The organism is Pseudoalteromonas sp. 20-92, from assembly GCF_030847595.1.
Taxonomy (GTDB): Bacteria; Pseudomonadota; Gammaproteobacteria; order Enterobacterales; family Alteromonadaceae; genus Pseudoalteromonas; species Pseudoalteromonas fuliginea.
In genome coordinates, this window is the sequence record NZ_JANJGQ010000007.1 from 50,260 (window position 1) to 76,485 (window position 26,226).

23 protein-coding genes and 1 riboswitch are annotated in these 26,226 nt (G+C 39.7%); of the genes, 13 read left to right on the top strand and 10 right to left on the bottom strand.

The features are described 5' to 3' along the window. Positions 1 to 469: 469 nt before the first annotated feature. Together typA and NRL14_RS08975 are read left to right on the top strand one after the other, a co-directional pair. Complete coding sequence (gene typA, locus NRL14_RS08970) at positions 470 to 2,293, top strand: translational GTPase TypA (protein WP_096793932.1); 1,824 nt, start codon at positions 470 to 472, stop codon at positions 2,291 to 2,293. Between the two features lie 181 nt (positions 2,294 to 2,474). Next, positions 2,475 to 3,140 carry a hypothetical protein gene (locus tag NRL14_RS08975; RefSeq protein WP_306724476.1) on the top strand — a complete coding sequence of 222 codons (666 nt, stop codon included), beginning with the start codon at positions 2,475 to 2,477 and terminating at the stop codon, positions 3,138 to 3,140. Between the two features lie 92 nt (positions 3,141 to 3,232). Here the strand turns inward: NRL14_RS08975 and NRL14_RS08980 are convergent, their stop codons facing one another. From NRL14_RS08980 to NRL14_RS08990, 3 genes are all read right to left on the bottom strand, one after another. Beyond that, the gene (locus NRL14_RS08980) at positions 3,233 to 3,961 is read right to left on the bottom strand and encodes a CBM9 family sugar-binding protein (RefSeq protein WP_306724477.1); all 729 of its coding nucleotides are present in this window, start codon (positions 3,959 to 3,961) and stop codon (positions 3,233 to 3,235) included. A 66-nt stretch (positions 3,962 to 4,027) separates the two neighbouring features. After that, positions 4,028 to 5,119 carry an MBL fold metallo-hydrolase gene (locus NRL14_RS08985; RefSeq protein ID WP_306724478.1) on the bottom strand — a complete coding sequence of 364 codons (1,092 nt, stop codon included), beginning with the start codon at positions 5,117 to 5,119 and terminating at the stop codon, positions 4,028 to 4,030. Positions 5,120 to 5,260: 141 nt separating this feature from the next. Continuing rightward, positions 5,261 to 5,917 carry a DUF2959 domain-containing protein gene (locus NRL14_RS08990; RefSeq protein ID WP_149605710.1) on the bottom strand — a complete coding sequence of 219 codons (657 nt, stop codon included), beginning with the start codon at positions 5,915 to 5,917 and terminating at the stop codon, positions 5,261 to 5,263. An 87-nt stretch (positions 5,918 to 6,004) separates the two neighbouring features. Between NRL14_RS08990 and NRL14_RS08995 the strand changes: the two genes are divergently transcribed. After that, positions 6,005 to 6,910 carry a virulence factor BrkB family protein gene (locus tag NRL14_RS08995; protein ID WP_008133351.1) on the top strand — a complete coding sequence of 302 codons (906 nt, stop codon included), beginning with the start codon at positions 6,005 to 6,007 and terminating at the stop codon, positions 6,908 to 6,910. Continuing rightward, positions 6,911 to 7,348 (top strand): D-aminoacyl-tRNA deacylase, encoded by a 438-nt coding sequence (dtd, locus tag NRL14_RS09000; protein ID WP_149613657.1) that lies wholly within the window; start codon positions 6,911 to 6,913, stop codon positions 7,346 to 7,348. On the opposite strand, the gene NRL14_RS09005 is transcribed toward dtd, so the two are convergent. Next, positions 7,332 to 8,051, bottom strand: a complete 720-nt coding sequence (locus NRL14_RS09005) for a spermidine synthase (RefSeq protein WP_306724479.1) — start codon at positions 8,049 to 8,051, stop codon at positions 7,332 to 7,334. The genes dtd and NRL14_RS09005 overlap by 17 nt on opposite strands. 252 nt (positions 8,052 to 8,303) lie before the next feature. Between NRL14_RS09005 and NRL14_RS09010 the strand changes: the two genes are divergently transcribed. After that, positions 8,304 to 9,197 carry a bifunctional GNAT family N-acetyltransferase/hotdog fold thioesterase gene (locus NRL14_RS09010; RefSeq protein ID WP_008133354.1) on the top strand — a complete coding sequence of 298 codons (894 nt, stop codon included), beginning with the start codon at positions 8,304 to 8,306 and terminating at the stop codon, positions 9,195 to 9,197. Between the two features lie 72 nt (positions 9,198 to 9,269). Here NRL14_RS09010 and NRL14_RS09015 read toward each other — a convergent pair whose 3' ends face one another. The 5 genes from NRL14_RS09015 to dapA form a co-directional block, all read right to left on the bottom strand. Then, positions 9,270 to 10,304: a phospholipase A gene (locus NRL14_RS09015; RefSeq protein WP_008133355.1), complete on the bottom strand. Its 1,035-nt coding sequence runs from the start codon at positions 10,302 to 10,304 to the stop codon at positions 9,270 to 9,272. A 378-nt stretch (positions 10,305 to 10,682) separates the two neighbouring features. Further along, positions 10,683 to 11,804 (bottom strand): succinylglutamate desuccinylase/aspartoacylase family protein, encoded by a 1,122-nt coding sequence (locus NRL14_RS09020; RefSeq protein WP_149605712.1) that lies wholly within the window; start codon positions 11,802 to 11,804, stop codon positions 10,683 to 10,685. A 5-nt stretch (positions 11,805 to 11,809) separates the two neighbouring features. Beyond that, positions 11,810 to 13,015, bottom strand: a complete 1,206-nt coding sequence (locus NRL14_RS09025) for a PLP-dependent decarboxylase (RefSeq protein WP_306724480.1) — start codon at positions 13,013 to 13,015, stop codon at positions 11,810 to 11,812. Continuing rightward, positions 13,015 to 13,755 carry a 2,3,4,5-tetrahydropyridine-2,6-dicarboxylate N-succinyltransferase gene (locus NRL14_RS09030; RefSeq protein ID WP_007376223.1) on the bottom strand — a complete coding sequence of 247 codons (741 nt, stop codon included), beginning with the start codon at positions 13,753 to 13,755 and terminating at the stop codon, positions 13,015 to 13,017. The genes NRL14_RS09025 and NRL14_RS09030 overlap by 1 nt, the downstream gene beginning before the upstream one ends. 15 nt (positions 13,756 to 13,770) lie before the next feature. Then, positions 13,771 to 14,655: a 4-hydroxy-tetrahydrodipicolinate synthase gene (gene dapA / locus NRL14_RS09035; RefSeq protein WP_306724481.1), complete on the bottom strand. Its 885-nt coding sequence runs from the start codon at positions 14,653 to 14,655 to the stop codon at positions 13,771 to 13,773. A gap of 190 nt (positions 14,656 to 14,845) precedes the next feature. After that, positions 14,846 to 15,046, bottom strand: a riboswitch (Lysine riboswitch). 192 nt (positions 15,047 to 15,238) lie between these two features. On the opposite strand from dapA, the gene NRL14_RS09040 reads away from it, so the two are divergent. The 6 genes from NRL14_RS09040 (at position 15,239) to NRL14_RS09065 (ending at position 23,778) form a co-directional block, all read left to right on the top strand. Further along, entirely contained in the window at positions 15,239 to 15,937 is a 699-nt protein-coding gene (locus NRL14_RS09040; RefSeq protein ID WP_007376225.1) for a DNA-3-methyladenine glycosylase I, read from the top strand. Positions 15,938 to 15,945: 8 nt separating this feature from the next. Beyond that, a complete protein-coding gene (locus NRL14_RS09045; protein ID WP_306724482.1) occupies positions 15,946 to 17,355 on the top strand; it encodes a YdiU family protein in 1,410 nt (469 codons plus the stop codon). A gap of 399 nt (positions 17,356 to 17,754) precedes the next feature. Continuing rightward, the gene (locus tag NRL14_RS09050; protein ID WP_007376227.1) at positions 17,755 to 18,810 is read left to right on the top strand and encodes an OmpA family protein; all 1,056 of its coding nucleotides are present in this window, start codon (positions 17,755 to 17,757) and stop codon (positions 18,808 to 18,810) included. Between the two features lie 292 nt (positions 18,811 to 19,102). Further along, positions 19,103 to 21,700, top strand: a complete 2,598-nt coding sequence (gene acnB / locus NRL14_RS09055; RefSeq protein WP_306724483.1) for a bifunctional aconitate hydratase 2/2-methylisocitrate dehydratase — start codon at positions 19,103 to 19,105, stop codon at positions 21,698 to 21,700. A gap of 200 nt (positions 21,701 to 21,900) precedes the next feature. Next, complete coding sequence (locus NRL14_RS09060) at positions 21,901 to 22,533, top strand: 2OG-Fe dioxygenase family protein (RefSeq protein WP_306724484.1); 633 nt, start codon at positions 21,901 to 21,903, stop codon at positions 22,531 to 22,533. A gap of 9 nt (positions 22,534 to 22,542) precedes the next feature. Beyond that, on the top strand, positions 22,543 to 23,778 hold the full coding sequence (locus NRL14_RS09065; RefSeq protein ID WP_306724485.1) for a cysteine desulfurase-like protein: 1,236 nt from the start codon (positions 22,543 to 22,545) through the stop codon (positions 23,776 to 23,778). A gap of 20 nt (positions 23,779 to 23,798) precedes the next feature. Here NRL14_RS09065 and NRL14_RS09070 read toward each other — a convergent pair whose 3' ends face one another. After that, entirely contained in the window at positions 23,799 to 24,503 is a 705-nt protein-coding gene (locus tag NRL14_RS09070) for a 2OG-Fe(II) oxygenase (protein WP_033029215.1), read from the bottom strand. 33 nt (positions 24,504 to 24,536) lie between these two features. Here NRL14_RS09070 and NRL14_RS09075 point away from each other — a divergent pair, with 33 nt between their 5' ends. Both NRL14_RS09075 and NRL14_RS09080 read left to right on the top strand, forming a co-directional pair. Beyond that, positions 24,537 to 24,935 carry a thioesterase family protein gene (locus NRL14_RS09075; protein ID WP_033029213.1) on the top strand — a complete coding sequence of 133 codons (399 nt, stop codon included), beginning with the start codon at positions 24,537 to 24,539 and terminating at the stop codon, positions 24,933 to 24,935. Between the two features lie 200 nt (positions 24,936 to 25,135). Next, a complete protein-coding gene (locus tag NRL14_RS09080; protein ID WP_033039446.1) occupies positions 25,136 to 26,110 on the top strand; it encodes an aldose epimerase family protein in 975 nt (324 codons plus the stop codon). Positions 26,111 to 26,226: the final 116 nt, after the last annotated feature.

Below are 26,226 nucleotides of genomic sequence, written 5' to 3' on the forward strand. Positions count from 1 at the left end.
TTGCTTTAGCATTTATTAAGCTGATTTTGTGCCATTATTATAACTGCATGTTTATAAATTAAAAAAAATAAGTTGTTATAAAATCCAGCATAGTGGCGCACTAGTTTGGTGCGTAAAATATCCCTTTTGGTGCAATATTTACACGGTGCAATTTGCTGATAATTTAATCGCTTAAAATTAGCATAAACTAAATGCAAAAGAGTACCAAAAAGATCGGAAAAATAGCCAAAATGGCTGTTTTTCGAAAAAATATCGAAATTTAATTCATATAATTGTCATATATAAAACAGATACTTAGTGAAAGTATTGAGAAAGTTTTAAAATTTGTATTGGATAAACTTTCATCCATGTCATTAATGAGGGATAATATGCGCCCTTTTAAATCCTATGCTTGGACATCTCGTGAAAACGCAGATGAGTGCGTAGATCTTGCAGGATCATTGAGAATTTAATTTCTCTGAGTAAATATATGAGCATCGAAAAGTTAAGAAATATAGCGATTATCGCGCACGTTGACCACGGTAAAACAACACTGGTTGACAAACTACTTGAGCAATCAGGTACATTAGAAACACGCGGCGGTAACGAAGAGCGCGTGATGGACTCAAACGACATTGAGAAAGAACGTGGTATTACCATTTTGGCTAAAAACACAGCCATTTCTTGGAACGACTACCATATCAATATCGTAGATACTCCGGGACACGCCGATTTCGGTGGTGAAGTTGAACGCGTACTTTCGATGGCTGACTCAGTATTATTACTTGTTGATGCTCAAGAAGGTCCAATGCCACAAACACGTTTCGTTACGCAAAAGGCATTCGCGCAAGGCTTAAAGCCAATCGTAGTTATCAATAAAATTGATAAGCCAGGTTCACGTCCTGATTGGGTTATGGATCAAATCTTTGATTTATTCGACAACCTTGGCGCAACTGACGAACAGTTAGACTTTAAAGTAATCTACGCTTCAGCAATCAACGGCTGGGCAACACTAGATTTAGACGAGCCATCAGAGAACATGGAACCTATGTTCAAGATGATCGTTGAAGAAGTATCACCACCGGATGCAGATCCTGAAGGTGACTTCCAAATGCAAATTTCTCAACTAGATTACAACTCTTATGTTGGTGTAGTTGGTATTGGTCGTATTAAACGTGGTTCTGTTGCTCCTAACCAACAAGTTACTATTATCAGTGCTGATGGCACTACACGTAATGGTAAAATTGGCGCAGTACAAAGCTACCTAGGTCTTGAACGTATCGAAACTGATAGAGCTTACGCTGGTAACATCGTAACTGTAACAGGTATTGGTGAGCTTAAGATTTCTGACACAGTTTGTTTCCCAGGAAACGTTGAAGCATTACCACCACTAAGTGTTGATGAGCCAACTGTAACAATGACATTCTCTGTAAATAACTCACCTTTCTGTGGTAAAGAAGGTAAGTTTGTAACGTCACGTAATATCCGTGAGCGTTTAGACAAAGAATTAGTACACAACGTAGCACTTCGCGTTGAAGATACTGCTAGCCCAGATAGCTTCCGTGTTTCTGGTCGTGGTGAATTACACCTAGGTATCTTAATCGAAAACATGCGTCGTGAAGGTTACGAGCTTTCAGTTTCTCGTCCAGAAGTTATCTTACGTACTGTAGATGGCGTTCTAGAAGAACCGTTTGAAACAGTGACTATTGACTGTCAAGACGAGCATCAAGGTTCTGTTATGGAACAAGTTGGCCTACGTAAAGGTGAACTTACTAACATGACTCCAGATGGCAAAGGCCGTATGCGTTTAGACTTCATGATCCCTAGCCGTGGTTTAATTGGTTTCCAAACTGATTTCATGACGCTTACTTCGGGTTCTGGTCTTATGTACCATACGTTCGATCATTACGGTCCTCACAAAGGTGGCGACATCGGTGTTCGTAAGAACGGCGTAATGATTGCAAACGCAACGGGTAAAGCACTTACTAACGCATTATTCAACTTACAAGAGCGCGGCCGTTTATTCATCGGTCACGGTGTTGAAGTATACGAAGGTATGGTTATCGGTATTCATAACCGTGATAACGACCTTACAGTTAACGCCCTTAAAGGTAAGCAGTTAACTAACGTGCGTGCATCTGGTACTGATGAAGCGCAAACGCTTTCTCCACACCTTAACTACTCACTTGAGCAAGCGCTTGAGTTCATCGATGATGACGAGCTAGTTGAAGTAACTCCACTAAACATTCGTATCCGTAAGAAACACCTTACAGAAAACGAACGTAAACGTGCGGGTCGTGCACCTAAAGCATAACCTATTAATTTAGAATTATGATTTTAAAAGCCGCTGTATTGCAAAATACAGCGGCTTTTTTGTGTTTGTGACAAAGAGAAGCTTTAAAGTCAAGGCAACTATTTACGGCAAGGCTAGAGTCGCTTTTAGAAACAAAGTATTATTTCTAAGAATACACTGCTAAATTGCTATGGGAGTTATTATGGAATTTGATGAAATAATTTTAGGTGATAGAACTATTGCAGGTTTTAAATCTGATTTTGAGATTGACGTAATTCAGATTTTGAAACATTTAAATACTTGTGAGACCGCTTTCAAAAATTTCATACTTACAAATGAGAACCCTAAATTTAAGTGGGTTCAAGAATATCTATTCTTGTCTTTAGAGACTTCGGTTACTTCATTGAGATTATTAGCCGAAGGTCATATTAATGCCGCTGGTAATACTATGAGAATATCTTATGAATCTCTCTGTATGTCTATCTTGCTTTCATCCCCAGTAAGGTTAAAAGTTGGTCGTGGTAAACAACAAAAAGAAATAGATTTTTATTCTGGCTATTTAAATAAAGATGCCTTCACTAAAGCGCACTTATCAATTGATTTAGTAGTAAGAAATGCAAGCGTGTTAGGCGTTACATCGGGAAAAGGTTGGCTCAAACAAGCTAAAGACTTTTATAATGGTTATAGTCATGCTTCTGAAATGGTATTTTCTTCTTTAGTACTTAAGTCCGGTAAATCGATTATAGGTGGTGGTTATAATGAAGAAAAACGAGAAATAATTTCAGCTCATTTAAAGCAAATTCATAAATTAGCCAAACAACTTCCAGAACTTATTAAGGAAATTTCTTTGCGTAATCAATTAAAATAATAAATAAAGTTATTCTTTGATAGGTAATTTTTTCGTTGGGTTTCGCTGCGCTCAACCCAACCTACGTGTTCAATTATTTTATTGGTAGTTACTTACTTTTTAGGGAGTAGGGTGATTTTGCCAAATACGTCTGCATCTATAAAACCACGATTTCTGTCGCCGTTTACTGGCTGTACTTCGTGTGAGCCCATAAAGTGCTCGCGCACGTCACTGCCATCGTTATCGCAATACGCTAACATAAAGCCAATGACTTGTTTTTCGCTAAGTGTAAGTGGGATGTTATTAGCTCCTTCTTTATAATCATTAGGATAGAGTTTTATTGCTACTTCCCACGTAATGTTAAAAGGTGCGGTGGTGTTGCGCTTCCAGTTACTCACTAGGTGGTCGGTATACAAATGGGCTTGTTTATCAGGTCCGTAATCGGCGGCTTGGTTATCAAGGCCAATATGGTACGCCAAAGCGGTGTGATTAAATTGGTGGTTTCCACCGGATGCATCGCTATCAATAAATACTTCAAGCGCATCGTCATCCCAATATTTATACGTTGGATCAGCGTGTGTATCTATTAAAACATCATCCACAATATCGGCTTGTAGGTATAAATAGTTTTGATCCCACAGTAAGCGATAACGCCCTTTAAAGTCGGCATCATTTGATGGTAGTGTGCCATCCATTAGATAAGGCATGTCGTGCCAAGTGGCTTTATTCCACGCATCTTCTGATACGCCATCAATAGTAATTGGAGTTGATGTATGTTCAACATCAATAGCCATTGCTGGCGTGCTTAATAAAAAGCTTAAGGCGAGTGCTAATTTTTTCATTAATTTCTCAATCTTATTATGTATTTTTATTGATGTAACACCATCTTAAAGTAGCTAAGTGATTAGTTACAGTGAAATACTTTCGCCTTCGTTTAAAATATACAGCGGTGTTTTAGCATCCATTTTTTTAACCATGTGCAATAAGCGCAGCAAGGCTGAATGACTGCTGTGGTCGCCCATTTTCCAACTTGAGTTACCGTACCCCCACGGTATCATTACTCTACAATTAAGCTCTTGTGCTGCGCTTAGTGCATCTTCAGGTGTGGTATGCACGTAACGGTACCAGTTAGGATCGTCTTTACTGTAGTAAGAAGCGATTGGCATTAAGCAAATATCGATATCGCCGTATTTTTGCTGTATGTCTTTAAAATGTTTTGAGTAGCCTGTATCGCCTGCAAAAAATAAAGTGCTACCGTTTTGTTCAAGTAACCAGCCATTCCATAGGTCTTTATCGTGATCTTCGTAAATAAAAGGCACTGAAATACGACTGCTAAAGTGATGTGCAGGTACGCCATGAATTGCTAAATCGTCAATACTCGTTTTTGCATACCAGGCCATTTCGCTAATGTTAAATCCACCTGTTGGGAAGTTATCAGCCATTCCCAGTGGCGTTAAGTAGCGTGGTTTGTTACCTATTTCTGCTATATCTGCTTTATTAAAATGATCATAATGAAGGTGAGAATATATAACGGCATCTAAATTAGTTAGTTCGCTGTTAGTTAGCCAGTCACCGGGCTTACGATAAAACCCTGAGGCAAGTTTAAAGGCTAAATCAACAGGGGAGTCGAACTGCTCTTTTACAGGATCAAACACCACTTGCTGCCCGTTTGGTGTGCTGATCATAAACCCTGCATGGCCAAGCCAGCGAACAGTGTATCCGGTATTTAATTTTGGAGTTACTTGCCCAGCAATATATTGGCAGTTTTCACTTCCTTCTTCACATTGCAAATGAGTGTTGCTTGGATAGCAGTCATTTTCACAAGTAATAGGGTACGTTTTTTTGCCTGGGTATAGATTATGGTAGCGCCCTTCGCGCTCACCATCTTTATGTAGTGGTACTACAGAATCAGGCCCTGCGATTCTTTCTATGTGATTAGCAGTTCCGCAAGCGGTTAGTAAGCTAGAGATAGCTAAAAGAGTTAAGGTACTTATTTTCATTGTAGCTTTTTATTTTAATTCTAATTTTATGAAAGTGTACCAAAAACGTTAGATTAATAAGTGGTTAAAAAGTAACAAAAAGTAACAATAAATAAGCCTGCGAAATTGCAGGCTTATTTTTGTTTGTTTGTAATATATTAGTTAGCCTGCGTTATTCATTTGTTCAATAAATTTGTTTGAATCGGCAATCGATTTGTTCATGTCATTCATTAACACTTGTATGTCGCGTTTAAGGTTAGTGAATTCGCCTTTAATAGCCGATACCGCTTGTGCGTTTAAGTTATGCTTTAAATATAAAACATTATCGTGAAGCGACGTTAATACTGGCTCCATTTTACTCTCTGCGCTGCGCATCGAGCGTAATAGCTGTTCAAATTGACGCTTAGTCGCGGTTAGCTTTTTGCTGCTTTCACGCTTAAGTGATGCACTTTTGTATTGCTCTAGCTCATCGCTCCACTCATCAAAAAGTGCTTCTGCTACGTCTTCTACTTTATTGATGTTAGTTGATACTTCGTTTGCGGCTTTTAAGCTAGACTCGTAATCGTCGTTTAATTGATTGTAAGTGTCTTGTAGTTCGCCACCATTAAAATCGATTAGAGTAGTTAAGCGCTCTAGTGCAGATTTAAATTCTTCTTGAGACTCTTGCTGCGAGTCTTTGGTTTCTTCTACGCGGTCGATAAGGATGTCGCGTTTGTGAATACCTACTTTTTCCATTGCAGAGTAATAAGCTGTTTGGCAACCTGACAAAGTAAGTGTTAGTACAAGCATTGAAACACTAAGTAATGTTTGTTTTTTCATCTGAATTCCTGTTTACGCGTGTTAGTGCTGTAAATTATGGCGCTGATTGTTATTATAATCAAAACCACATAAGCACAAGTCAATTGTATGAATGATAAGCTCTCCAATTACAAACAGCAAGTTAAGACCTTTATACGCCAGCAGCCAAGTTGGTGGATGCAGTATTTTAATCGCTGTATAGATGATCAAATAACGGTTAATGCCGGCTATTTGGCCTATGTTACGTTACTTTCTTTGATACCGCTTATTGCAGTGGGTGTTGCTATATTTTCGGCTTTTCCAGGTTTTGAATCCACTCGTATGGAGATTGAGAGCTTTTTGTTTACTAACTTTGTGCCTACTTCTACCGATGTTATTAGAGAGCACATTAGCTCTTTTGCCGGTAACGCAAACCAAATGACCGCAGTAGGTATTGGTTTTTTAGCTGCAATTGCATTGTTGCTAATACGTAATGTGGATGCCACGCTAAACCGCATTTGGCGAATAAAGAAAAAGCGTCCGATGATGATTTCCTTTGCAGTATATTGGATGGTTTTGAGCTTAGGGCCCATGTTACTTGGTGCCAGCATTGGTGTTACCTCTTATATTGTATCTTTGGTATCGTTTGCTGATCAGGGTATTCCTGGGTTTAGCGGGTTTTTGTTAAAGCTATTGCCGTATGGTATTTCGATGGTGGGCTTTATTATGCTCTACACCTTAGTGCCTAATACGCGCGTATCGTTTAAAGCGGCGATACCGGGAGCATTATTTGCGGCACTTTTATTTGAGCTAACTAAAAAAGGGTTTGCACTTTATATTAGCCATTTTCCTTCATACGAAGTGATTTACGGCGCAGTGGCGACGATTCCTATTTTGTTTGTTTGGGTGTATTTATCGTGGGTTGTTGTTTTGCTTGGCGCTGAATTTACAGCATGTATTAGCCCAGATGAAATACCAGAAACACCAGAAATTGAGTTTGAAGATGACAAGCCAACAGTAAAGGACACAGTTTAAATGCAAGGGTTAATACAGCGCGTAAAGCATGCCAAGGTAGAAATTAATAATCAAGTTGTAGGCGAAATTAGCCAAGGTATATTGTTGTTGCTGGGTGTTGAAAAACACGACGATACGCAAACGGCCGATAAGCTTTTACACAAAGTAAGTAACTATCGTATTTTTACTGACGAAAACGACAAAATGAACTTAAGCCTCAAAGATATTAAAGGTGAATTACTCGTGGTTTCGCAATTTACCTTAGCGGCTGATACTAAAAAGGGTATGCGCCCTAGTTTTTCATCTGCGGCAACGCCAAGCCAAGCTAATGAGCTTTACGAGTACTTTGTTGCTCAAGCTAAAGAGTTGGGGCTTACAATAGCCTCAGGTGAGTTTGGTGCCGATATGCAAGTAAGCTTGTGTAACGATGGACCCGTTACGTTTAACTTATCTGTTTAAGTTTTTTGGTTACCACGACAATATGATTCACGTAGCCCGTAATTTTTTGCGGGCTAACATTACAACCAAATACATCGAGTAATAGCTGCTGAAGTTGCTTTAATTGCGACTCATGCTGCGATAAAAAGTTAATAAATAGCACGCCGTTGTTATTTAAAGCCGAGTAGATTTTTTTATAAAATGCCTCTTCAAATAAAAATCGAGGTGCGTCTATTTGGCTAAATAAATCTAAGATAATCCAGTCAATATTTTGCACACTTTTTAAAATCTGTTGTGCATCGGCGCACAGCAGTTGCTCATTCTTATTTGACGAAAAAAACTGGGTATAGCAATCAATAATATCAGCGTTTTTTTCAACGGATGTTATGTGTGCTTTGGGGTATTTGTGTTGTAAATAATTACGAATTGCACCGCCGCCAAGGCCAAGTTCTAGCACCTTTTTTGGCGCGCTAAGAGCTTGCCAGTGCTTACCTAAGCACAATAAATGTGGAAAAAGTAATAAATCCGGGTTATTTAAATCAATAACAGATTGAAGAGTGTCGTTAATAAGTAACCAGCGTAACTGCTCGTGCTCACGTACTTGAATGTGATCGCCACTGCATTTATGCCAATAGATTAACTGACCAATGCTGTGGCTATTCTCAATAAATTGATCGCTCAGCAAACCCGTCAGTGAATTTATATAATTGATTTTTTCAGTCATATTCTCAGCATAAACTAGCAACGTTAAAGCGCAATGACCTTTGTCATTATTTTTTTACGTTATTTTACAGCCATCACCAAAGTCGTATTTGCAGTTTTTTAAAGATGGAGTATGGTATTTACAATAAAAATACCAAGCGATTTAATTATTTGAGCTTTCTAGCTTTCTAGCTTGTAGATAATCAATATGATTAGTATAGCGCCGTAGCCTTTTTGATTTTTATTTACGGCTTATATAACAACAGGAGTATGTATGTTTCAGGTAAGCACCCCACAAAGTAGCGAAGATTGGCAAGCGTATTACCAATTGCGCTGGCAGGTATTACGCGCGCCTTGGGGCGAGCCGCGTGGCTCTGAGCAAGATGATATGGAACAAGACTCTGAGCATCGCTTTATAAAAAATAAAGAAGGTGAAGTGCTAGGCGTAGCACGTTTGCACTTTAACAGTCATGAGCAAGCACAAGTGCGCTACATGGCAGTTGCAGAGGGGAACCGTAATCAGCATATTGGTAGTCGTTTGCTTCATGAGCTTGAAAAAATAGCATGGACACAAAATGCCGATGAATTGGTTTTGTTTGCACGCGAACGTGCGCTTGAGTTTTATAAACGCCACGGTTACGAATTAAAAGAAAAAGCGCACTTAGCGTATGGCGATGTACAACACTTTAAAATGGTAAAGCAAAAACCGTGTGAGCCAGGCTGGTTCCGTCATCCTAATTGGACGCAAGTGCTACAAAATACGTGGCGTGAGTCTATTCCAATTAGTGATGCGATGGGTATTAAGGTAGAAAGCTACACCGATTGGCAATTTACAACCAGCGCCGACCTAGACGCTAACTTAAACCTACATAACACCATGTTTGCAGGTTCTATTTATAGCTTGGCCACGCTAACAGGTTGGGGTGCTACGTACTTAGCACTCAAAGAAGCTGGGCTTGAAGGTAATATTGTATTAGCCGATGCTAACATTAAGTATTTAAAACCACTTAATACCGATCCACGTGGCTGTGTAGATTTGCAAGCCTGCAAAGGTAAGTTGAGCGATTTAGAAACCGAAGGTAAAGCAAGCTATGTTGTGCCTGTTACTATTTATGATGGTGATAATATAGTTGCGGAGTTTGAAGGGCAGTTTGTAGTAAAAAAATAACTGTTTAGTTGTTCAAAACACTAAAAAGCCAAGCAATACTTGGCTTTTTAATGCGTAAAACTTAGGGAAGTATTACAGCAGATCGGTTAATAATATACCTACACCAATACGTTCTATATCGGCATTATAGTCAATTAAGCTTTCGCCATAACCATTGAAGTATTGTGCATAACCACGAACTCGGCCCCATAATGGAAATGACCAGTCAAGCTGAATAGCACCACGATTGTCTGAATTTAAGTTATTACGCGACATAAAGCTAAATTCATGATCGTTAAGACGGTATGCACCGCTAAATTCAAAATAGCCCATGTATTTGTATATGTCTGGATTATCGTCGCCTTTAGCTTCTAAAACGTTGTCTTTTTCGTCCTCGGCTATGCGATACCAAGGTTTAAAACTAAAAACAAACCCTTCATTTTCCCAAATGAAATCAGCGTAAATACGGTTCCATGAGCGTGAGTTGGGCTGGCTACGACCATTTGATTGATGTGAAATACCTAAAACAATTGCCATTTCATCGCCCCAAAGTACATTTTCTGGGTCGAGGTAGTTTATCCAAAAAACTTCAGGTTCGTAGTTCGTTTCACGAAATGGTGAGGAGATTTCTGAATTATATATTTGCCAATATGATTGCAGCGTAAAACCAAAAAATAATGCTTGGTCTTCATCTGAAAAATCATCGTACAAAGGTACTTTAATAGAAAGCTGGTACTTTGCCTCTAAGTTGTCGAGCGGTTCGCCATCTTCTTCATCCGTTAATTCATCAAAGCCATCAAAAGGACGACTGTTAGGATGTGAGACGTACGAAAGAGGTAAAATATAATTACGTTTATGTGGCGTAATAACATTACGATTTTTTTTACCCACTTCTTCACGTGCTTGGCGTTTATCAAGCGCGGTAAGTTGTTTGTTTTCTTCAAGAGCTGAACATTTTTTACGAAGATCGTCTAGAGTTTGTTTACCGTCTCCACCAATAACTTCGTTTAAAATACACTGTTTTACAAGGTTTATTTCGTTGTCTTGCTCGTTTGTAGCAACCTCTTCTTGTGCTAAGGTAGCTGTACTTATTAAGGCAGAAAGTGTGATCCAGTGGCGCCAGCTCATTGTAGTTCCTTTGTGAGTTTAAGTTATTGTATGCGTTAATTTAATTATAACGTCTTTTTACATATGTAACGGTGAACTTTTACTGAATTTTTTCTTATACTTCGTATTATACGTATTTGAGATAAACACAGATCAAAAGAAAAGCGGCCTGGGCCGCTTTCTAATGCAAATTAACTACTTTAGTTAATTTATACCAATTTTATTAAAAACATGATCATTCTAGCGTATTAAATAACTCACTAACTACGTTAAAAATTATTTATATAGAACAACTATGTACCATAATTTTAGCCTTGTTATTAAGCTATTTCCTTATCGCTATAATAGATCACTAATTTAATGCAATTGGTATTACTCTCACGCAATGAGAAGGGTGAGCTAAAGCTCAAATATGTTAGTAAAAAACTTATAAAGTTCGGTACCTTGGTTAACACTCGCTGAGGCAAAGTGCAAAATAGCAATTGCATCGCAATCAAGAGTGAGTGTTTGCAGTGGCTGCTCGCTTAAGTAGCGCTCCATGCGTAAAATATGTGCAATAGGCTCACCGGCTTTAATGTGCCCGCCAAGAGGTGCTATGTATTCAACCATACCGCCAATAGGGGCGTAATAAGCAAAGTAGTCATCTAAATTACATGCATAGCGAGTGATGTTAGCTGGCGTATGCGGTGCGTTTTGTAATACGCCTTTGTGATTTAAGTAACTTAAAATGCTGTTTGAATCGTTTAGTGCTTCTTTTAAGTCTATTTTTTCTTGGCTGCCTAGCTCTACCGTAAATGCTTCTACAGGTATTGATAATTCACGACCTTGCTCGCTAAGTGCATCACTTAAATGCCACCATGGGCAAAAGTTAGCTTCATCCATAGCGCCGTCAAAATCACTGGGGATAAGCAGTACATGTTCAATATTAAAGTAACGTGCGCTGTCGGTTGCATAGGTTGGGCAGTACAAATGCTTGCTGGAAATAGGGCCTGTGTGTAAATCGAGTACTATATCAGCCTGATGAGCGAGTTTTTGTAAGTTAAGCGCAATGCGTTTACCCGTATTAAGTAAATAAGCAGGGCCGTTAAGTTTGCTGTCTACTTCGTCAATAAGCGCCTGTTTGAAGTTACTTTTTAATGTAGCGTTGTCATACTGAGTATGATTTTGCGCAAACTGTGTCACTAAATTTTTATTGTAATGATACATGCGATTCCAATTAGTGCCCGTAATCGGATCGAACCTGCCAAGGGTAAACTCGCCAGATTTTTGATTACAACCAATCGGATTTGCATAAGGTACAAGGGTAATATCGCCATTAAGATTAAGGTGTTTTAATTGCTCAAGCAGCTGAAAAATAACTGCGTTACCTTGCACTTCAGCGCCATGCATATTGGCCTGAATGTAAACACTAGGCCCTGTACCATCGCCTTTTAAACGATACACAGGAATTGTAAGCGGTAAGCCGTTTGCAACTTCCCCTACTACAATGTTCTCTTGGCTGATGTGTGTTGTATTACTCATGCTTATTACCTTAAATAGTGGCTGGCATTTTCGGCTTGGCGAACGCAGGTAAGTGTACCGTTTTGCAATGTGTACTCGCCAGCTAGCTCATGGCATAAAAAATACGGCATACTTTCGGTAAAGCCGTAAGCACCGCATTGGCTAAACACTAGCCAGTCGTGCTCATTTAAATCGCTTGGCAGGTTATGCTCACCTAGACAATCAAGCGCTGTACAAAGCGGGCCGTATAAAGTGACCGCTTGAGTTTTAGCACTGGATTCACGCAGTAACGCAGCAGGAAAATCTTGACTGGTAACAGCAGGGCGTAATAAGTGGTTTATACCGCCGCTTAAAATTACTTGTTCTTGATTATAGTTTTGTTTGCGCTCTACTACTGGGTTTGCGTAATGACCGCATTCGCCCACGGCATAGCGACCAAGTTCCATCCATAATTCTTCTACACCCGCATCATTTTTAATTTTAGCGAGCGCAGCAATTAAGTCATCCCAATCAAGCGTTGCTTCATTTTGTGTATAAGGAATTCCTAAGCCGCCGCCTAAATCGAGAATTTTAAGGCTAATATTTAAATCGCTGGCAAGTTGACTAAGTGGTGCAATCATTTGTGACCACAATTCGCTTAGCTTTTGCGTGCTAAGCATGTTGCCCCACTGAAAAATATGTAAGCCGTCAAACTTAAGTGCAGGGTAGTCGGTTACATTGAGTGCTTGCCACTCATCACAACCTAAACCAAACGGCGTAAGGCTGTCGCCGCCCAGTGGGTTTTTTTCACCCTCAGGCCAGCGTAATTGCACTCGCAGTAATACTTGTAACTGCGTATTTTGTAGTTGCGCTTGTTGGTTTAACCAACGTACTTGATTGAGGCTTTCGGCTACGAATATACGTACTCCGCGCTCAATAAAGTGTTTAATTTGTTTAGGGCTTTTTGCAGGCCCTGTGTTGAGCACGCGCTGTGAGCTAATACCTTGTGCTAGCACTTGCTCAAGCTCACCTTTACTTGCTACGTCAAAATTAAAGCCAGCGCTGTCTAAGCTTTGAATAATTTTAGACAGTGGATTTGCTTTTACCGCGTACCACAGTTTTACATCGGTTTGCGCAACTAAACGTGCAAGATGCGCGTTTAGTTGATCTAGGTCGTAAACAAAAAAAGGTGTATCAAGTTGTTGTGTAATTGTATTTACAGCGGTTTTGATAGGCGTGCTCAAAAAGCTCATTATCGTAAAACCTCTTCAAGTAATAATGATGCATCGCTTTTTTCGTCGCGGTATTTAACTATTAACGCACACGACATGCTTAGGCCTTGCTCGCGCGCCCACTCGTTTGACGCAGGGCGAGAGCCTGGTATTACAATCGCGTACTCTGGGATTGGCTCGCCTTTATCTAGTTGGCGCTCGTTTACGCAGTCGTATACCGGAATAGTCGCCGATAAACGCACGCCTGGGGCAAGTACTGCGCCTTTTTTAATGACTACGCCTTCAACAATAATGCAGCCCGCACCAATAAAGGCGTCGTCTTCTACAACTACTGGGCTTGCACCAATTGGCTCAAGTACACCACCAAGCTGTACTGCAGCACTTAAATGTACGTTTTTACCTACTTGTGCACACGAGCCAACTAATGCGTGGCTATCTACCATTGTGCCTTCGTCGATATATGCGCCAATGTTTACATACGCTGGTGGCATAATAATCGTGCCTTTAGCAACATAAGCACCACGGCGAACACTGGAGCCACCCGGCACCATACGTACGCCATCATCAGTACTAAATTCTTGTGGAGCTAAGTTATGTTTATCAACAAAACCACCTGCAAACTCAGTATTAGTGCCATTTTTAAAGGCATCCAAAATGCCTTGTTTTACTTCTACGTTAGCTTGCCATTGGCCGCTTTCGTTTTGTGATGCTGCGCGTACTGCGCCCGATTCTAAATTATTTAATAGTTCTAACCAGCTCATTATAAAAACCTGTATTTAATGCCAAGATAAAATGGTGTTGTTTGCAGTTGTGATGCAATCGGTTTGAGTTAACTCAAGGTGTGTTAAAGGTGGACGAAGTTGCGGGCTGCTTAAGCGACCTTGCAAATGCATCAATACCTTTACGGGAATAGGGTTTGCGACAGCAAATAGGCTATTAATAGCGTTTGACCACTGGGCAAATAAATTAGGGTGTTGACCACTTAAGCTGCGCTTAACAAACTCATGAGTTTGTGCGGGCCATGCGTTTGCAGCTACCGACACTAACCCTTTTGCACCTGCTTGTGCAAAATATGGCATTAGCGCATCGTCGCCACTAAAAATAGCTAAATTAGGTGCTGCATGGCGGTAAGCTTCAAACTGAGCAATGCTGCCGCTCGCTTCTTTTAACGCCCATAAATTTTTATTGTTTTGTAAGTTTTGAATTGTTGCCGTTGGGATGCTAATAGCACTTCGACCGGGTACGTTATAAAGCATACACGGGTGAGCGCTTGCATTAAGTAGGCTTTCAAACCAATGGGTTTGACCTATAGCACCGGGTTTTGCATAAAGCGGCGAGCCAAGTAAAAAGCTATGAATAGGTAGTTTATTACAGTAGTTAACCCACTCAATTTGTTGCTTTAAATTACTACCGCCAACAGCTACCATTAATGGCACTGCTGGTTTTAGCTGGCATACGTGTTCAACAATGGCTTGTTGCTCTTTTTGCGTTAGCGCCAAGCCTTCGCCCGTACTGCCAAGTAGCAAAATGCCATTATGCGCCGCTTCTTGATCCCTAACCAGCTTAGTTAACGTGTTGTAGTCAACATCGCCGTGTTGATCAAATGGCGTTACGAGCGCGGTCCACAATGAGTAGTCGTTTAAATTGAAGTTGTTGATCATCTCTCACGAACTTATAATTTGTACCAATTTTATTAAAAACGTGATCATTTTATCGATAACTAATTTAATGCAATTGGTATTATTCGAAGAGTTAAAAAGCTTTATGGAAGGAGCCGCATTAACGTCGTTCGAACTAATAATTCGAAGAGCGAATGGGCTTAAAATAATAGGGCGCACGGCCTTAATATTTAAGACCAGAAGCTCTCCACCAAACTAATAAGCTGCTTGTTATAAGCAGCTATTGGTGACAGTCGCTAGGGTTCAACCTAGTCGCCCGAAATAAACACCTCGCAAAAGTGATTACTTCTCGGCGTTAATTCCCCTCACGTATGCTCACTGGAGTTTGCGCTCCTAACATACGCTACCTGAATAACGCACCTCTTCTAGCCCTTTGCACCTGTTTGTAGAGTAAAAAATTACAAACCTGCGCAATTTAAATAGGGTAATTGCAGCGATTAAAGCATTTTAGCCGTCTGGGTGTCAAGCGACTAAATGCATATTCATTCATCCATAATGGGAGTGGTTACGTATTGGGTGCTTTTCTCGTACACTAGCAATATAAGTAGTGAGGTATTTAATTAGTATGGAAAAATTTAGCGATATTTATAAGCGAGCGGTAGAGCGAAAAGGCTCCGAAAAAATGCTGAAGTTATTACTTGCAAAACCGTTATCTAAAAAACAACTAAGCACGTTAAGTGACGACGATTGGCTTGAAGAATTTACTCGAAAAGTATTTCAAAGCGGTTTTTATTGGTCAGTCATTAATAATAAGTGGCCGGGCTTTAGAGAGGTTTTTTGGGATTTTAGCGTTGATAAGTTATTAATGATGCCACCCGATATGCTGGAACAAAAAGCTACGGATGAGCGTATTGTTCGTAACTATAAAAAAGTAAAAACAATTACCGAAAATGCTTACATGATCCACGAGATAGCAGGGGAACATGGCAGTTTCAGCCAGTTTATCGCTAATTGGCCAACAGACGATATTATTGGTTTATGGGCGTATTTGAAAAAGCATGGTTCGCGTTTAGGCGGAAATACTGGCCCTTATGCATTGCGAGCACTTGGTAAAGATACTTTTTTATTATCACGCGATGTAGAGAATTATTTGCGTGCGCATAAAATTATAGACGGCGGCTTACAAACTAAAAAGTCACTGAATGCAGCCCAGGCCTTTTTTAATGAAATGCAAAAGCAAAGTGGCTTAAGTATGCAAGAGTTGAGCTTAATTGTTGCTTATGGCGTAGGTGACAACCGTGTTGGTATAAGTCAGCAACAATAGGAATTACCATGAAATTAGTGCCAAGATACACAGACATTGCGGAAAACTTCGCGATTGAAGATTTCCCTGCAAGTGTCGCCTCTCCTCAGTTATTGCTGTGGAACGAGAGCTTAGCAAAAGAGTTTAATATTAACGTTGCGGCTGATTTGCGTGCCAGCACTTTTAGCGGTAACGAAAAACAAGCAATTCCTGCAGTAGCACTTGGTTACTCTGGGCACCAATTTGGACATTTTTCACCACGTTTAGGCGATGGGCGAGCGCATTTACTGGGCGCTATTAATGATGATAAAAACCAGTTGTGGGATATTCAATTAAAAGGCTCTGGTGCTACTCCTTACTCAAGAGGAGGGGATGGGCGTTGTGCACTTGGTCCTGCTATTCGTGAATACGTAATGAGCGAGGCAATGCATGCGCTGGGAGTTAAAACCACACGCTGCTTAGCGGTTGTTGGCAGTGGCGAAACGGTTTACCGTAATCCGCCACAAGCAGGGGCTATCGTTACTCGCGTAGCAACGAGCCATATTCGTGTTGGTTCATTTCAATATTTAGCGACGCAAGGCGATGTTGAAGGGCTTAAAAATTTAGCCGATTTAGCTATAGAGCGACACTACCCAGAAATAACCGATACAGGTTCGCAGCGATATTTAGCATTTTTAGGCGCTGTGATTAAAAACCAAGTTAAGCTAATTGTGAGCTGGATGCGTGTTGGTTTTATTCACGGAGTAATGAATACAGATAATACGCTAGTAAGCGGAGAAACCATTGATTACGGCCCATGTGCCATGATGAACAGTTTTGATTTTGATACTGTATTTAGTTCTATTGATAAACAAGGCCGCTATGCATTTGGTAACCAGCCGAATATGGCTAACTGGAACTGTGCCCGTTTAGCTGAAAGTCTGATACCACTAATTCATGACGATGATGAGCAAGCTGTTTCGCTAATGACGCCACATATAAATAGCTTTGCTGAACAGTTTAATATTGAATTTACGGCTATGTGGGCAAAAAAGTTGGGCTTAGTCGGTATTGATGAAAACGATACAAAATTAGTTGCAGAATTGTTAACATTATTAAAATTTCATGAACTCGATTACACCAATACCTTTGATGCATTAACCGAGTCGTTAAAACAGGAAGCGCTTATTCCTGAAGCATTAGCGCAATGGGCATATAAATGGCAAAGCCGGGTTGATGGAAATAGTTATACAGTAATGCGAAAAGCGAACCCTCGAGTAATACCACGCAATCACATCATTGAATCAATTATTACTGACTACAGCGAAATGGGGTCAAGTGCGCTATTAAGTGATTTTTTAAAAGTACTGAGCAATCCTTATAATGAAGTGAATAAGCTTGTCGATTTTCAGACGCCTCCTAAAAGTGATCATGGGTATCGTACTTTTTGCGGTACTTAACTATTAATTTTAGATGTAAGTTTATGATTATAAATATTCATTTTTCATTTTTAGAAGTGTTCATTGATTGAGCAAAATAAATTCTAGTGTTATCATCCATTTTATAAGGATAAGTAAGTTTTGCTGTGTATAAAAGTGCATTTAACTGAATTGTTCCTGTTTTTGTCGCAGGCTATCGATTTATAAAAAAACCACAACTATAAATTATTTGCAGAGTAGGTAATATTTTTGATTTCACCTACAATGGGTGGTTGGATGTCGTTATAGATAATTAAAAAAATTTATAAACTTTATTATTCGTTAAGTATTGATTAACAAAGGTTCGGTTAGTCTGTATAAAACAGATTGAGCTAGTATTGATTAGCTACAATTTTTAATTGTTAAAATGGGAAGAAAACAATGAAATTAAAATCACTTACAATCGCAATTGCGTTAGCTGCAACTAGCGTATCTACATTTGCTGCAGATAAAGAAGAAGGTTTCTACATTGGCGCATTTGGTGACTACTATGACGCATCTTGGAAAAACATGCGTGCCCAAGCTGGTCTTGATGTAAATGAATCAACTGGTTGGGGTGTTGAAGCTGGTTACCGTTTCAGTGATTACTGGAGCGCACGCCTAGAATATGCAGACATGGATTTTAATGCTTTTGATAAAGTTGCTGGCAACCGCAACAGTATTGATGGCGAGCGTTACGGCATTGATGCTCTTTATCATTTAAATGGCGGTCCTTTCTACGGTCTTTTCGGTATTAAAGAAATGGACGTAGTAGATGACAACACATTCTTAAATGCAGGTGTTGGTTACCAACATTTCATTACAGATGGTTTATTTGTAAATGCTGAAACAGCTGTATACCAAGGTCTTGACCGTGGTTACACAGATGTAGGCGCTAAAATTGGTATTAACTACTTATTTGGCCAAAACTCAGCACCAGTTGAGCCAGTAAAACCAGCTCCAGAAGTAGTTGAAGTTGCAGTTGCTCCTTCAGACAGCGACAATGATAATATTTTAGATGCTGACGATAGATGTCCAAACACGCCAATGACTGACGCAGTTGATGGCACTGGTTGTACTTTATATGAAGATAAAGAAGTAACTGTAAGCTTATTAGTGACTTTCCCTAATAATACATCAGCAGTATCTACTCAGTACTTAAATGATATCGAAAAAGTATCTGAGTTCTTAAAAGAGTACCCAGGTACAACAGTGCTTTTAGAAGGTCACACTTCAGCTGTAGGTAAAGCAACTTACAATAAATGGTTATCTAAAAAGCGTGCTGATGCTGTAGCTAAGCAACTTGTTGCTGATGGTATTGCTCAAGATCGCATTACTACAGTTGGTTTAGGTGAAGAGCGTCTTAAAAATGATGCAAACACTAAAGCTGCAAACGCAGAAAACCGTCGTGTAGAAGCGCATATTAAAACTATCAAAAACGTTAAAGTTTTACGTTAATTAAATAGTTTGTAATAAAAACCCAGCCAAGTGCTGGGTTTTTTTATGCCTGTAATAAATTAATACTAGTTAATGGTAATGATTCTTACTTAACAAGTATTCATGAAAATAGTTTTTACCACCACTACTATTCATGGTATTTATAATCGGTATAATCAGTTGCGTAACTGGATGGATTTTCATCTATCCATAAAAGCTTTATAATTACGCGTTAGAATACTATAAGTATTGGGTAACTTATTTGCGCCCAAAGCGCTACCGGATACTTTCACGTCACCAAGAGGGCAATATTGTGCTACAAGAATATCGTAAACACGTAGAAGAACGTGCCGCGTTAGGTATCGTACCAGCGCCATTAGATGCTCAGCAAACTGCTGATCTTATTGAATTAATAAAAAACCCACCTGCAGGTGAAGAAGAATTCATTTTAGATTTGTTCATTCAGCGTATACCAGCTGGTGTTGATGATGCTGCTTATATTAAAGCGGGATTTTTAGCAGCTGTAGCTAAAGGTGAAGCTAATTCTCCACTTGTTTCTAAAGAAAAAGCGGCAGAATTATTAGGTACAATGCTGGGCGGTTACAATATCGCGCCAATGATTGACCTACTTGATGACGAAACACTTGCACCAATCGTAGTTAAAGGCCTTTCAAATACATTACTTATGTTTGATGCGTTTTACGATGTTGAAGAAAAAGCAAAAGCGGGTAATACATTCGCTAAGCAAATTATTGAGTCTTGGGCAAATGCGCAGTGGTTTACTAATAAGCCAGCTGTTGCTGAAAAGATCTCAGTTACTGTATTTAAAGTAACTGGCGAGACAAATACTGATGACTTATCACCAGCTCCAGATGCATGGTCTCGTCCAGATATCCCACTTCATGCTTTAGCAATGCTAAAAATTGAACGTGATGGAATTACACCAGACAAGCCAGGCGAAGTAGGTCCAATCTCTCAGCTTGAAGAATTAAAAACTAAAGGCTTACCACTTGCATATGTAGGTGATGTTGTTGGTACTGGTTCTTCTCGTAAGTCTGCAACTAACTCTGTACTTTGGTTCATGGGCGATGATATCCCATTCGTACCAAACAAGCGTGTTGGCGGTGTATGTTTAGGTAATAAAATTGCTCCAATCTTCTTCAATACAATGGAAGATTCAGGCGCATTACCAATTGAATTAAATGTTGATGAGCTTAACATGGGTGAGCAAATCGATATTTACCCGTACGAAGGTGTTGTTAAGAGCCACGGTACTGACAAAGTAATCTCAACTTTTGAACTTAAATCTGACGTAATTTTAGATGAAGTTCGTGCTGGTGGTCGTATACCACTTATCATTGGTCGTGGTTTAACTGATAAAGCACGCACATCACTTGGCCTTGGTCCAACTGATGTATTTAAAGTACCAACAGTGACAGAAGTTTCTGAAAAAGGCTTCACACTAGCGCAAAAAATGGTTGGTAAAGCGTGTAACGTTCCAGGTATTCGCCCAGGCCAATACTGTGAACCTAAAATGACAACTGTTGGCTCGCAAGATACAACAGGTCCTATGACACGTGACGAACTTAAAGACTTAGCATGTTTAGGTTTTTCTGCAGATTTAACAATGCAGTCTTTCTGTCATACGTCGGCTTACCCTAAACCAATCGACGTAAACACTCACCATACGCTTCCTGATTTCATCATGAACCGTGGCGGTGTGTCACTTCGCCCAGGTGATGGTGTAATTCACTCATGGTTAAACCGTATGTTATTACCTGATACTGTAGGTACTGGTGGTGATTCACATACACGTTTCCCATTAGGTATTTCATTCCCAGCAGGTTCGGGTGCAGTTGCATTCGCAGCAGCAACGGGTGTTATGCCACTTGATATGCCAGAATCTATTTTGGTTCGTTTTAAAGGCGAAATGCAACCAGGTATCACTTTACGTGACCTTGTACATGCAATTCCTTACTACGGTATCAAAGCGGGTTTATTAACAGTTGAGAAAAAAGGTAAAATTAACGAATTCTCTGGTCGTGTACTAGAAATTGAAGGCGTTGAACACCTTACTGTTGAGCAAGCATTTGAATTATCAGATGCATCTGCAGAGCGTTCAGCAGCAGGTTGTGCGGTTAAACTTTCTAAAGAATCTATCGCAGAATACCTAGAGTCAAACATTGTTATGCTTAAATGGATGATCTCTGAAGGTTACGGCGATGTACGTACTATTGAGCGTCGTATTACTGCAATGCAAGATTGGTTAGCTAACCCAGAACTAATGGAAGCTGATGCTGATGCAGAGTACAAGCATGTACTTGAAATTGATTTAGCTGAGATTAAAGAACCCGTTCTTTGTGCTCCAAATGACCCAGATGATGCGCGCTTACTATCTGACGTTACTGGCGAGAAAATCGACGAAGTGTTCATCGGTTCTTGTATGACTAACATCGGTCATTTCCGCGCAGCGGGTAAATTACTAGATGGCTTTAAAGGTCAGTTACCAACTCAACTTTGGGTTGCTCCACCAACTAAGATGGATAAAGACCAGCTTACTGAAGAGGGTTACTACGGTATCTTTGGACGTGTTGGTGCACGTATCGAAACACCAGGTTGTTCACTTTGTATGGGTAACCAAGCACGCGTTGCAGACAAAGCAACGGTTGTGTCTACCTCTACACGTAACTTCCCTAACCGTTTAGGTAATGGTGCAAACGTATTCTTAGCATCAGCAGAACTTGCTGCTGTAGCGGCTATCTTAGGTAAATTACCTACTCCAGCTGAGTACCAAGAGTATGCAGCGAAGATCAATGCAACGGCTGCAGATACTTACCGTTACTTGAACTTCCACCGTATGCCTGCTTACACTAAAAAAGCAGACAAGGTTATTATTCAACAAGCTGTATAATTTTTAAAGTTTGTTTAAAAACCCGCTTCGGCGGGTTTTTTATTGACTAAAATAAATATTAGATAGTTCATGCTTCTTTTTTTATATTTTTGTATTAACTCTGGCCTTAAGTCGTTTTTAAGTTGAGTAATAAAGCAAAAAATCCTCTCAATATGCATTAAAATCCTCACCAATATTCTCATTATTTTAGGCGAGATTTTATGACAGCATTAAACAACCAGAATTTACTGCAACTACGTTTTATTAACCAAGTAAATATTGATTTGGTTAAGCCTTCTTTTGATAACCTGCCTGCAAATCCATATGCAGATGGTGCTTTTCGTAAACGTCGTTATTCAGTAGTTAAAATGCTAAATGGTGAAATAAAGTTACAAAAAACCAAAGCATTTGTTCAAGACGATTCAATTAATACTTTTCAGGGTAATGTAGAGCGTACTTACGAAAACCTAGAGCAAAGTTTACTTGAATCAGAGGGTATGAAAAATATCGTCAATGAGTTTCGCCAACTTACCGGTATTGATGATCAGCGCGATATTGAAATTCATCAGTTCCGCATGCTTGCCATTGATAGCGATACACCTGCAGCGCCAGAAGGCGTTCATCAAGATGGTTTTGACCATGTATGTATATGCGGCGTATCTCACGAGAACTTAGAAGGTGGCGAACTGCTTGTATACGAAAGCAAGCAAGCTGAGCCTTGTTTTAAAATGGAAATAAAAGACGGCATGTTTGCATTAATAAACGACCGTCAAGTGTGGCACAACGCAACACCTATGAACAAAATTGATGCTAGCAAACCAGGTTACCTGGATTGTTTTGTATTAACGTCTTAAGGAATAAGCATGAACATAACGCAATTACGTGAGCAATTTCCAGCATTAATGCAAAACGTTGATGGTAAATCGCCAATATTTTTAGACGGACCAGGCGGCTCGCAAGTACCAACATCGGTGCTTACTGCGATGACTGCTTATTTAGGTCATTATAATTCGAACTTAGGTGGCGCGTTTTTTTCAAGTGATAAAACGGTTGAGTTGATGGCGAATGCGCGCCAAGCCGCCGCTGACTTACTTAATGCACCTAGCTCACAACAAATTGTGTTTGGTCCAAACATGACCAGCCTCACATTTAGCTTTAGCCGTGCAATTTCGCGTGATTGGCAGGCTGGCGATGAAATAATTGTAACTAACGCTGATCACTTCTCGAATGTATCGTCATGGCAACAAGCCGCAGAAGATAAAGGTGTTGTTGTAAATATTGCGCTTATTAACGAAGCTGATTGCAGCTTAGATATGGCGCAGTTTGAAAGCTTATTAAACAGTAATACTAAGCTTGTTGCGGTAACGTATGCGTCAAATACCACAGGTTCAATTAATAATATTAAACGCATTGTAGAGCTTGCTCACAGCGTAGGCGCACTTGTTTATGTTGATGCAGTGCATTACGCACCGCATGAACTTGTTGATGTACAAGCACTTGATTGCGACTTTTTAGCTTGCTCGGCGTATAAGTTTTTTGGTCCGCATTTGGGTATGGTTTACGGTAAAAAAGAGCATTTAGATGGGTTTACACCGTACAAAGTTGAGCCAGCTAAAGACATAGCACCAGGTCGCTGGGAAACCGGCACACAAAGCTTTGAAGCAATGGCTGGTTTTATCGCGGCTGTTGATTACATTGCGGCGATTAGTGAGCTTGATGATAGCCATTCACGCCGCAAAAAGTTAAGCGTGGCTTTTGCTAAAACTAAGCAGCACGAAATGGCGCTTAGCGAACACTTTTTAACGCGCTTGGTAAATTATCCACGCATTAAGTTGTTTGGTATTGATGATTTTGATCGCCTTAATGAGCGTACACCCACTTTTGCTTTAATTTTTGAAGGACTTGAGTCGCGCGCAGTTTCAGAATTTTTAGGCAAACAGCATATTTGTGTGTGGGACGGTAACTTTTACGCGCAAGGTTTGTGTAAGCAGTTAGGTGTACTCGACAAAGGCGGTGTAGTGCGCATTGGTTGTATGCACTACAACACCATTGAAGAGCTAGATCAGTTGTTTAATTTATTTGATGAACTGCTTGGTTAAATAATACTGATTTTGGTGCGCTAACTCTTAGGCGCACCATATATTTGTTCTGCTCGATTAAACAGTACCCACGATGTTAAAATATACTTATCGTTTGATACTGGCTTATTGCCTCTATGAGTATGTGTAAAGTAGCCAGGTGCTATTACCATAGTGCCTTTTTTAGGGGCTATTTTACGGTTTTGATAATAAAACTCTGTTTCACCACCTTCTTCTACATCGTTTAAGTAAAACATAAATAGCAACACGCGATGTAATGCTTCATTGTGCTGTAGCTGCGGATAAACTTCACTGTGCCAGTAAGGGTAGCCACCTTTGTTTACTTCGTATTTTTGCGCTTGAATATTGCCAAGTCTAAAAATCTGCTGCACTAAAACGGGGAGTTGCGGCTTTCCTACTTCTTCAAAATTAGCATGAGTTAAATCAACTACTTCCCCCGTTTTTGGATGATATACCTTTAAACCAAACGCCCCAATCATCATAAAAATATGCTCTTCAACATACTTAAAAACATGCTGTGCAGTTGTTTGTTGTATATGTTTTAATTGCTGAGCATATTCGGGGTGATTATTTAAGTGTAGATCGTGGCTGTCTTTTTTCTTTAGATCGACACCGCCCGATGTCACCCCTTGTCTTACATGCGGGCTTTGCGCGAATGTGGTAATAAATTCATCGCAAAAATCATTGCTTAGCGCGTTATCGTATACGCGAATAAAGTCCGTCATGAGTAACCTTTATATAATTATTATTGGATTTTTATGTTTATTGAAAAAGTGATGCCGCGCTTTAGTGAAACTGATGCGCTCGGACACATTAACAATACCGTACTCCCGGTATGGTTTGAAGTTGCACGTGCACCTATTTTTAAGTTTTTTACGCCTGATTTAAATCCACATGATTGGAAGTTGATAATTGCCAAAGTTGAAGTGTCGTTTGTAGGCGAATTATTTTATGGCCACGAAGTAACAGTAAAAACCTCTGTAGAGCATATAGGCACTAGCTCTTTTACGCTTAGGCAAGAAGCATGGCAACATGATAAATGCTGCGCAATAGGTAAAGCCGTTATGGTGAGATACGATTTTATCGCAAAATCAAAGCAGGCCCTTAGTATTGACGAAAAAACAGCGCTTAATGAGCATATATGCCAAAGAAGCTGACCTTGAGGAGCCTATATTTTATATAACCTCCGGCGAAGCTTAATTATTGTAAATAAATAATGGCAGCTGTAAATTTTTATCGAGAAATTTTAACGTATTTAGATTGAGTTACAGGCTTCAGTTATATACTATTTATAATATATATTGTTGCGACGTCATAACAGAAAATGTTAATTCGGTAATTTGATTGGAGAATACATGTGGTAGCTATTGCCAATAACCAGCTTTTACAAGTCATTCAGCTCAGTGATGGTAAAGATTTAACCGCTGAAATTTTGCCATTTGGTGCAATAATTAAAAGCATAAAGTTTAAAAAGCAAGAAATGACACTTTGCGTCGATGACCCTCAATACTATCTTGAAAACCCATTTTACCTTGGCGCTACAGTAGGTAGATACGCTAACCGTATTGCAAAGGGGCGTTTCAGCTTATCTGGTACGCAGTATCAATTAGAAACGAACAACGGCCCTAATAGCTTACATGGCGGTGTTAAAGGCTTTAATAAAGTACTTTGGCAAGTAACCAAACAAACGGAAAGTGAAGTTGAGCTTTATTATTGCTCGCCCGATGGTGAGCAAGGCTTCCCCGGTGAGTTACAGGTTTGGCAAACGATTAGTGCTAAAAATGGCGAGCTTGCATTACGCTTTAAAGCTACGACTAACAAAGAAACACTCGTTAATTTTACTAACCATTGTTATTTTAACCTTGATGGCAGCGAATCAATTAATGATCATTCTGTTCAAGTAAATACCAGTCACTACCTTCCCATCGATAAAACCAGCATCCCGCTTAATGAAGCGGCATTAGTGACAGGTAGTTGTTTTGATTTTACCAAACCAAGTCAAGTTGGGGAGGCATTAAGCGCCATTCATCCTCAGCTAGAAGCTGGAAATGGCTTTGACCACTGCTATATTTTTAATGATGACAGCAGTTTAAAGACGATGGCTACATTAACCTCGCCACACACGAAGGTTAATTTAACGCTCAAAAGCACTCAGCCAGGTATGCAGTTATACACCGCTAACTTCGTCGGTGCGCCGTTTAAAGCACGACAAGCTTTGTGTGTTGAAGCGCAAAATTGGCCTGACGCGCCAAACCGTGAAAATTATCCAAAAGCTAATTTATTACCTGATGAAGTTTATGAACAGGTTATTATTTACGCATTTTGTAATTAACTCAATATGTTGATGTTAATTTAAAGAAAATAAAAAGAAAAAATACGGTAATAAATAACGCTCTACAATCAAGGAAAAGGTTGCACTTCAGCTTGATTTAAAGTATTTATAATATA